We start from the raw sequence: 9,051 nt of genomic DNA, 5'->3' as shown, positions 1-9,051 counted from the left end.
CAAATATCAGATTAGTTTTAAGCAGCTAATTTCCCGTGCGACCCTACCTCTTAACAGCTATTTGTTTGTTAGCTATACACAAAAAGCTTTCTGGAATATCTATGACAAATCGAGCCCTTTTGAAGAGATCAACTTTAATCCCGCCGTTGGAGTAGGTAAGCCAATATTTGATAAATCTAATAGAATCATTGCCCTGGCAGAACTGCAGCTGGAACATGAATCCAATGGAAGGGACAGTCTGGCTAGCAGAAGCTGGAACAGAGTTTCCGGAATGTTTCATACTCCGCTGGGAAGGCGCACTATGTTAAGTGCGAAAGCCTGGGTTCCATTTGCGTATACTGAAAATCATCCTGATCTTCTGGATTATGTTGGTTTAGCTGAAGTCAAAGTACAACAGACCTTTTTCAGAGATCTATTGATTGGCGAGATGACAGTTAGAAAAGGCTTGAAAGATTGGAAAGGATCTGTAGGCACCAAGCTTTATTACAAATTATTCAATAATTCTGGAAACCAGTATTTGATGCTGGAATGGTTCGCTGGTTATGCTGAAAGTCTTATCGATTACGATAAGTATACCAGTATGGTTAGAATTGGGTATGTCATCAAATCTACAGACCTCAATATCTTACGAACAAGATAATCTTCCTTTCCATAACTGCTGCTTTTCTAAAATTGTGCAGACAATGACTTTTAGCTAGGAACTAATGTTTTTTAACGAACATTTAAGTTTGATTAGTTCGGTTAGTTCAGAACCAACTGTATCTTTGCATCCTTATTAAAAATAATTGCATGGATTGTTGTTCACCAGAAAAACGAAAACTGATCGAAGAGATCGGCGTTCATTTTGAAAAAATACATAATCTCGCTCCATTATCAGCGAGGATCTATATCATCATGATCCTGTCTCCTAACGATGGCCATACCTTTGATGAAATCATCGAGATCACCCAGGCAAGTAAAAGTTCTGTCTCTACACAACTTAAATTACTGCTACAAACCAAAAAAGTAGAATACTTCACCAAATCCGGGGATAGAAAGCGCTATTTCAGGGCAAGCAGAACCTATCTCAAGAATACCCTCAACGACGAAATGAACAGGACGAAAGAAGAGATCAGGGTCGTTGATAAAATTCAAGAGTTCAATTCAACCTACAATAAAGAGAAGTTTCAGAGATCTGGCGGTGTAGGTCGTTTATATATGGATCATTTAAAATTGCAAAAAGAAAACCTGGAACGTACGATCGAACAAATGAACCAGGAACTGGAAAATTAATTATTGAAGAAGAAAAGTAGAAATGAAAAAATTGTTATCAATCTCAGGTTTATTCGTCCTGATCTTAGTCCTGGCGGGCTGCGGGAATGAAGGAGAATCACAAGCCCAGACTGCAAATCCACAGGCAAAGCCATTTCCGGTAACAGAGGTTCCTCAAAGAACACTTACTGGTTATACCACTTATCCCGTTAAGATCGAAGGGATCATTAACAGTGAGGTTCGTGCGAAGGTTTCCGGATATATTACAGATGTTCTTGTAGATGAAGGACAGGAAGTAAAGAAAGGTCAGTTACTTTTTAAACTTGAAACTCAATCTCTGAACCAGGATGCAGCGGCAGCAAAAGCTAACGTTAATGCAGCACAGGTAGAGGTAGATAAGCTAAAACCTTTAGTTGAAAAGAACATTATTAGTAACGTCCAGCTGGAAACGGCAAAAGCAAAACTGCAACAGGCGCAAAGCAGCTATAATAGTGTTGCTGCTAATATTGGTTATGCCAATATTAAAAGTCCGGTAGACGGTTATGTAGGTTCCATAAGACTTCGTGAAGGCGCTTTAGTGAGCCCTACCAGTACTCAACCGTTAACCACCGTAAGCAATATTAGCAAGGTCTACGCTTACTTTTCCATGAATGAAACTGAATATCTTGATTTTCTGAAAGAATATGAAGGAGAAAAAGTTCAGGAAAAGATCAATAATATGCCGGAAGTAGAACTGAAACTTGCCAACGGAACAACCTATTCTGAAAAAGGAAAGATCGAAACCATCAATTCACAGGTGAATGAGAATACCGGATCCATATCCTTCAGAGCAGTTTTTGACAATCCTTCAAGAATTCTTTCTAATGGAAACAGCGGAAAGATTGTAATTCCGAAGACCTATGAGAATGTCTTGATCGTTCCGCAGGAATCCACCTTTGAGAGACAGGGAAAAGTACTTGTTTATAAGGTTGGAGCCAACAATAAAGTAACCAGTTCCACACTGGAAATCATTACAAGAATAGATAATTTATATGTAGTGCAATCTGGCGTGAAGCAGGGAGATACAATTGTTGCAAAAGGCCTGGCCAAATTACGACCAGATACCGAAATTAAGCCTCAACCAGTCGCTTTCGACAGTGTGGCTAAGCCTATTGAAAAGGTATTCAGATAAATTTCAGGAAAAAGAAACGTTATGCTAAAGACATTTATAGAAAGACCCGTACTCTCTACGGTGATTTCCATCATTATCGTGATCCTGGGGGTACTTGGTCTTTCCAACCTTCCTATCACGCAATATCCTGACATCGCACCACCAACGATTACCGTGAGCACTTCTTATCCAGGTGCCAATGCAGAAACAGTATTGGAAAGTGTGATCATTCCTATTGAAGAACAGATCAACGGTGTGGAGGGAATGACCTATCTAACCTCAACAGCTACTAATAATGGTACTGCAGAGATCACGGTTTATTTCGATCAACAGGTTGATCCAGACATTGCTGCGGTGAACGTACAGAACAGGGTGGCTCGTGCAAATCCTCTATTACCTGCAGAAGTTAAACAAACCGGGGTCACCACCCAGAAACAACAAACGAGTGCTCTGATGTTCTTTTCTCTTTTTAGTGAGAATAAGGATTATGACGATACTTTTATTCAGAATTACCTGAAGATCAATGTAATTCCTGAAATCCAAAGGGTAAATGGAGTTGGGAATGTTCAGGTTTTTGGTAGTAAGGATTATGCAATGCGAATTTGGCTACAGCCTGATAAACTTGCAGCTTACAACCTTGTTCCTGCAGATGTGATCGCTGCTTTAAATGAGCAGAGTCTGGAAGCTGCTGCCGGTTCTCTTGGTGAGAATGATGGTAAAGCTTTTAACTATACCATTAAATATAGTGGTAGATACAATACTGAAGAGCAATACAGCGATATCGTGATCAAGGCTCTTGGAAATGGAGAATTCCTAAGACTAAAAGATATTGCTGAGATCGAACTCGATGCTCAGAGTTATAGCGGAAGTTCCATGACTAAAGGTTATCCTGCGGTTAACATGGGAGTTTTCCAGACCAAAGGATCTAATGCACGTGATATTATTCTGGAAATTGAAGACCGACTGGCAGAAGTTGAAAAAGATCTTCCTGAAGGTCTGAAGATCTACGTGCCCTACAATACAAATGAATTTCTAGATGCCTCGATTAACAAAGTAACACATACGCTAATTGAAGCATTTATACTTGTATTTCTTGTAGTGTTTATATTCCTGCAGGATTTCAGGTCGACCTTGATCCCAGCCATTGCGGTTCCGGTATCTATTATTGGTACTTTTTTCTTCCTGAACCTTTTTGGATATAGTATCAACTTATTGACCTTGTTTGCGCTGGTGTTAGCCATTGGGATCGTGGTAGATGATGCCATTGTGGTGGTGGAAGCCGTCCACGCAAAACTGGATGAAGGTGCTAAAAGTGCCAAACAAGCTACTACAACTGCCATGAACGAAATTTCTGGAGCGATCATCTCGATCACCCTGGTTATGGCTGCGGTATTTATTCCTGTGACATTCATCAAGGGACCAACTGGTGTGTTTTACGAGCAATTTGGAATCACGCTAATCGTGGCAATATTCATTTCTGCAGTTAACGCATTAACCCTTAGCCCTGCTCTTTGTGCATTATTTCTGAAGACTCATGATGAGAAGAAAAATGGTAAGAAAAGTTTCCTTCAGAAGTTCTATGATGGTTTTAACCGAGGATTTAATGCGACTATCGAAAGATATGGAAGATCCCTGAAGTTTCTCTACAAGAACAAATGGATAACTGCTTTGATCCTGATCCTCGCGATTGGTGGAATCTGGTGGTCTGCCTCTACGACTCCTTCAGGTTTTGTACCAGATGAAGATCGCGGACTTATATTCGTAAACCTGGAATTACCAGCCGGTGCTTCCATAGACAGAACCCAGGAAGTAAATGATTTGCTGTACCAGAAAGTAAAGGATGTTGAAGGTGTACAGGGAGTTTCAGTAATTGCCGGTAGAAGTTTAATTAGTGGTGCAGGAAGTAATTACGGTCTTGGATTTATTAAACTGGATAACTGGGAAGAACGTGACACCGATGAATTATCTATTGAAAGTATTACAGGAAAGTTGTTCGGTATAGCGGCAACCATCCCGGAAGCAAATATTATTTTCTTCTCACCTCCAAGTATTCCCGGCTTCGGAAATTCGTCAGGTTTTGAAGTGAACTTACTGGATAGATCTGGGTCAGGTTTTAACGAGTTGGATGAAGCCAACCAGGAATTCATCAGAAAACTTTCTGAAAGACCCGAAATTCAATATGCACAAAGTTCTTTTAATACCAATTATCCTCAATACGAACTGGAATTGAATGTACCCTTAGCTAAAGAAAAAGGCGTTACGGTAAATGAAATTTTCAGTACACTTCAGGGATATATTGGAGGAGTTTATGCTGCCGATTTCTCTAAATTCGGAAAACAATACCGGGTTTACGTACAGGCTTATCCCGAAGATCGTGCACAAAAATCTGATCTTAATAAGCTTTACGTTCGTACGTCTTCCGGAGAAATGAGTCCTATCACACAGTTTGTGAATCTTAAAAGAGTTTATGGGCCACAATCTGTAACCCGTTTCAACCTGTTTAATTCTACTAAGCTCAGTGGTGCGACCAATCCAGGTTTTAGTTCAGGAGATGCGATTACAGCAATTGAAGAAGTCGCTAGTACACTTCCTGAAAATTATACGACTGCTTACAGTGGTCTAACCAGGGAGGAAGTAAATGCCGGAGACCAAACGACCACGATATTTCTATTATCCATTGTGTTCGTTTACTTCTTACTGGCGGCACAATATGAAAGTTATTTACTGCCGTTTTCAGTGCTGTTCTCATTACCTCTTGGAGTTTTTGGTGCTTATATCACCACAAAATTTTCAGGATTACAGAACAATATCTATTTCCAGATCGCATTGATCATGCTAATAGGTTTACTTGCTAAAAATGCTATTCTAATTGTAGAGTTTGCTTTGCAGCGAAGACGACAGGGGGAGGCTATCGTAGATGCCGCCATTGATGGAGCAAAATCCAGGTTAAGGCCAATTCTTATGACTTCTTTTGCCTTTATCCTGGGATTACTACCACTTGTGCTTGCTTCAGGAGTTGGTGCAGAAGGTAACCGTTCTATTGGTACCGGTGCTGCCGGAGGATTATTGATCGGGACTATTCTGGGAGTCTTCGTAATTCCTATCCTGTTTATTCTCTTCCAGTGGTTGCAGGAAAAAGTAGGTAAGAAACCTGAAGCTGTTGAAACTAAATAAGATTGAAAATGAACGTATTATATAACATGAAATTTGGTTTGGTAGGAGTTGTAATCCTTAGCCTTCAATCGTGTTTTGTTGCTAAAGATTACGAACAACCAGAGGTAATTGAAGAAGCGAACTACAGAACCGACGAGATAGACCAGGATAGTTTGAATATGGCCACTGTCTCCTGGAAGGATATGTTTACAGATCCTATCTTACAAGATTATATTTCTAAAGGCCTTGAAAATAACATTGATATTCGCGTGGCAATGCAACAGATCAATGCTGCGGAAGCTTACGTAAAACAAGGTAAAGCTGGTTACCTTCCAACTCTGGGAGCTAATGCTACCTTTACTCACCAGGAACTTTCTCAAAATAGCCAGTTTGGTAGTTTGTTTAGTTCACTGGACCAGTATCAGTTAAGTGCAGATCTGTCCTGGGAAGCAGATATCTGGGGTAAGATTAGAAGTAGAAAACGTGCTTTCGATGCCAGGTATTTGCAAAGTATCGCGGCACATCAGGCAGTGAAAACAAGGTTGATCTCAGATATAGCTTCAACCTACTATCAATTGCTGACCTTGGACGAGCAGATCGCGATTACTGAAAGGACGGTAGAAACCAGGGCGAATAGCCTTGAGACTACAAAAGCTTTAAAGGAAGCTGGAACTCTTACTGAAGTTGGGGTGCAGCAAACTGAAGCGCAGCTATACACCGCAAAAGCTATCTTGATAGACCTTAAAAATGAAGCAAGATTACTTGAAAATACACTTTCTATACTTCTGGGTGAAGCACCCATGTTAATTGAAAGGTCCAACCTGGATGAGCAGGAGATCACAACAGATCTTAATATTGGTGTTCCGGTACAATTGTTACGTAACCGCCCTGATGTCATTGCTGCGGAATATAATCTGGTAAATGCGTTTGAATTGACCAATGTTGCCAAAAGCAATTTCTATCCTTCACTTACTTTAAGTGCAACTGGGGGATTACAGGCTTTAGATAAAGGAGATCTTTTTGATCCTAATTCACTTTTCGCTACCGTTATTGGTGGTTTGGCTCAGCCTATTTTGAACGGAAGAGCTATTAGAACTGAATATGAAGTGTCCCAGGCAGAACAGGAACAGGCCAGACTTGAATTTAGAAGGGCGATTTTAACGGCGAGTAAGGAAGTTTCAGATGCCATGTATTCTTACGAGGCCGCATCAGAAAAGATCGATGTAAAACAGAAAGAATTCCATGCCTATGATCTAGCGACAGATTATTCCGAAGAATTACTGAATAATGGGCTTGCCAATTACCTTGAAGTTTTAACGGCCAGACAGAATGCCTTAAATTCGAGTTTAGATCTTGCTAACGCAAAGTACAATCAATTAAAATCAATTGTCGATCTTTACGAAGCCTTAGGTGGCGGCTGGAATTAATTAAAATTTAGTTTTTTCATAGTTAGTTGTTGGTTGATAGTGACCTCAGGCTTTAGGGTTTGAGGTCACTTTTTAAAATTATAATATGCTTAGAAAATTACAATCCCTTTGTTTTTGTTTGGTGTTTTTGAGTTCCTCTTTTACTTGGTCTCAGGATATGGAGAAGCTAGAAAATGACAGTATTCCCACGACCTGGGAACTTCTAAAATATGACGGTGCCAGTGCTTTTGGCGGAATAAAGAATACCTATTCTTCTCCACTTAGATGGCAAAAAGATGATTTTATCACGGCAGGAGCAGTTGTTGCCGGGACCGCTGCCCTTTATATTTTTGATGAAGAAACCAGTGAATACTTTATGGACCAGGGTGAAGATGTACCAGAAGTGGTTAAGGATTTTGGATGGTACTTTGGGAGTCCGCAAAATAATTATGGAGTAACTGGCGCAGTATACCTGGTTGGTTTATTCACCAAGAATGAGAAAATAAGACAAACTGGGGTGTTGATGATCTCGGCAGCTACTGCTTCGGGCATCATTCAGTCGATTTCTAAGACCGTGGTAGGAAGAGCCAGACCAACAGGCGGAGAAGGAAAAGCAAGTTTTGATCCTTTTAGCGGCGAAGGAAAATATCACTCTTTTCCATCTGGGCATACGATCTTATCGTTTACTACATTGTATGCACTATCCAAGCAGTTCGATAATCCTTTTGTAAAGGCTGGACTTATAGGAGTTGGAATGGTCTCGCCGGTTTCCAGGCTATGGTCCGGTGCACACTGGCTAACAGATGTAGGACTTAGTCTTGCAATTAGTGTTGCGGTTGTGGACAGTATCGATAAATACCTGAAGAACGAACGTAACTACGGAGTACAGAATCCAAATAAAATAAGCTGGAAAATGCAGGTAGGTCTTGGCCGGGTAGGGATCGTAGGTACTTTTTAACCTGCTTTTAAAATAATTGGGACTATAGATTTCTTAACTTTAAAAGAAAAAGATGAAAAGTAGTTTTAATGATATTATTTCTGGAGAAACTCCAGTGTTAGTAGATTTTTATGCGGACTGGTGTGGACCTTGCAAATCGCTTGCACCTATTTTAAAAGAAGTTAAGAATGATCTTGGCGATGGGGTTAAGATCGTAAAGATCGATGTAGATAAGAATCAGGAGTTAGCTTCGAAATATCAAGTTAGAGGAGTTCCAACCATGATCCTCTTCAAGGACGGGAAACAATTCTGGAGACAATCAGGCTTATTACCCAAACACGATATTGTAAGTAAGATCACTTCTATTTAAGCTTCCCGCCTTTGGCAGCCCACCATGGATGTATTTCGACTTTTAGTCTACCTGCTTTTACCATGGGATCTAGATTTGCCAGGCTATCTGCTTCAGCCTGAGTCGCAGTATTAAAAACTACGATTCCACGAAGATCGCCATCGTCTCCCATAGGTCCCGTTAAACTGGTAAACCCTTCAGTAGCCATACGCTCCAGATGAGCCAGATGTTGTTTTTGTAGTTCTGCAGCCTCAGTCGAATCCTGGCTTCTGGTAGGTCCGGATTTCAGAAAAACCATATAATATTGCTGCATTAGATACGTGGTATCTCCTTCCTTATAACTAAAAGTCTGGTAGCCCTTCTTTTTCAGGTCTTCTTCGATGGACTTTGTACTAACTTCCTTTTCTACGATCGTATCCTCTATTGCCTCTACAATTTCTTCGGAAGCCTCCTCTTTAGAAGATTGATCACAGGAAATAAATAGAGTGAGGAATGCTGATAAGATAAGATGTTTCATTTTATCCAGTTTTTATAGGGATTAAGAATAAGCTGGGAATTATAATATTGGGTTTGACCAGTCACTTCCTCCCCCAGCCACTCAGGTTTCAGGAAATGTTCCTGCTCCGATTTTAATTCAACCTCTGCGATACTAAGACCTTTATTATCTCCTAGAAATTCGTCTACTTCAAATACATGTTGTCCTAAAGTCACGAGATAACGGTACTTTTCTATTTTTCCCGGCTCACAAAGCTTGAGAAGTTCCTGAGCTTCGTCAACTGGTATTTCCTTTTCCCACTCATACCGG

Annotated in this window: 9 protein-coding genes; 7 read left to right on the top strand and 2 right to left on the bottom strand. The window is 40.4% G+C overall.

Features of this window, described 5'->3' with window-relative positions:
* The 7 genes from ACNI3T_RS07340 to trxA form a co-directional block, all read left to right on the top strand.
* Positions 1 to 640: phospholipase A (locus ACNI3T_RS07340; protein WP_418227264.1), on the top strand; the 640-nt coding region annotated here is incomplete at its 5' end.
* 149 nt (positions 641 to 789) lie between these two features.
* Positions 790 to 1,272, top strand: coding sequence for a GbsR/MarR family transcriptional regulator (locus ACNI3T_RS07335; RefSeq protein ID WP_418227263.1), 483 nt, complete (start codon positions 790 to 792; stop codon positions 1,270 to 1,272).
* 22 nt (positions 1,273 to 1,294) lie between these two features.
* The gene (locus ACNI3T_RS07330) at positions 1,295 to 2,422 is read left to right on the top strand and encodes an efflux RND transporter periplasmic adaptor subunit (protein WP_418227262.1); all 1,128 of its coding nucleotides are present in this window, start codon (positions 1,295 to 1,297) and stop codon (positions 2,420 to 2,422) included.
* A 21-nt stretch (positions 2,423 to 2,443) separates the two neighbouring features.
* Positions 2,444 to 5,575, top strand: a complete 3,132-nt coding sequence (locus ACNI3T_RS07325) for an efflux RND transporter permease subunit (protein ID WP_418227261.1) — start codon at positions 2,444 to 2,446, stop codon at positions 5,573 to 5,575.
* 8 nt (positions 5,576 to 5,583) lie between these two features.
* Entirely contained in the window at positions 5,584 to 6,981 is a 1,398-nt protein-coding gene (locus ACNI3T_RS07320) for an efflux transporter outer membrane subunit (RefSeq protein ID WP_418227260.1), read from the top strand.
* 157 nt (positions 6,982 to 7,138) lie between these two features.
* Complete coding sequence (locus ACNI3T_RS07315) at positions 7,139 to 7,918, top strand: phosphatase PAP2 family protein (protein ID WP_418227259.1); 780 nt, start codon at positions 7,139 to 7,141, stop codon at positions 7,916 to 7,918.
* Between the two features lie 52 nt (positions 7,919 to 7,970).
* On the top strand, positions 7,971 to 8,267 hold the full coding sequence (trxA, locus tag ACNI3T_RS07310) for a thioredoxin (RefSeq protein WP_418227258.1): 297 nt from the start codon (positions 7,971 to 7,973) through the stop codon (positions 8,265 to 8,267).
* Here trxA and ACNI3T_RS07305 read toward each other — a convergent pair.
* Positions 8,260 to 8,763: a YciI family protein gene (locus tag ACNI3T_RS07305; protein ID WP_418227257.1), complete on the bottom strand. Its 504-nt coding sequence runs from the start codon at positions 8,761 to 8,763 to the stop codon at positions 8,260 to 8,262. The genes trxA and ACNI3T_RS07305 overlap by 8 nt on opposite strands.
* Positions 8,760 to 9,051 (bottom strand): CYTH domain-containing protein (locus tag ACNI3T_RS07300; RefSeq protein ID WP_418227256.1); only part of this gene is annotated, 292 nt, incomplete at its 5' end. The genes ACNI3T_RS07305 and ACNI3T_RS07300, both read right to left, overlap by 4 nt.

It is taken from the genome of Christiangramia qingdaonensis (genome assembly GCF_048381525.1).
Classification (GTDB): Bacteria; Bacteroidota; Bacteroidia; order Flavobacteriales; family Flavobacteriaceae; genus Christiangramia.
The sequence above is the reverse complement of the archived record's forward strand: the minus strand, read 5'-3'. Positions and strand labels throughout refer to the sequence as shown.

Excerpts from the sequence above, each read along its gene's own strand:
- ACNI3T_RS07305 (WP_418227257.1), bottom strand. The coding sequence starts at position 8,763 with ATGAAACATCTTATCTTATCAGCATTCCTCACTCTATTTATTTCCTGT.
- ACNI3T_RS07330 (WP_418227262.1), top strand. The coding sequence starts at position 1,295 with ATGAAAAAATTGTTATCAATCTCAGGTTTATTCGTCCTGATCTTAGTC.
- ACNI3T_RS07315 (WP_418227259.1), top strand. The coding sequence starts at position 7,139 with ATGGAGAAGCTAGAAAATGACAGTATTCCCACGACCTGGGAACTTCTA.
- ACNI3T_RS07335 (WP_418227263.1), top strand. The coding sequence starts at position 790 with ATGGATTGTTGTTCACCAGAAAAACGAAAACTGATCGAAGAGATCGGC.
- trxA (WP_418227258.1), top strand. The coding sequence starts at position 7,971 with ATGAAAAGTAGTTTTAATGATATTATTTCTGGAGAAACTCCAGTGTTA.
- ACNI3T_RS07325 (WP_418227261.1), top strand. The coding sequence starts at position 2,444 with ATGCTAAAGACATTTATAGAAAGACCCGTACTCTCTACGGTGATTTCC.
- ACNI3T_RS07320 (WP_418227260.1), top strand. The coding sequence starts at position 5,584 with ATGAACGTATTATATAACATGAAATTTGGTTTGGTAGGAGTTGTAATC.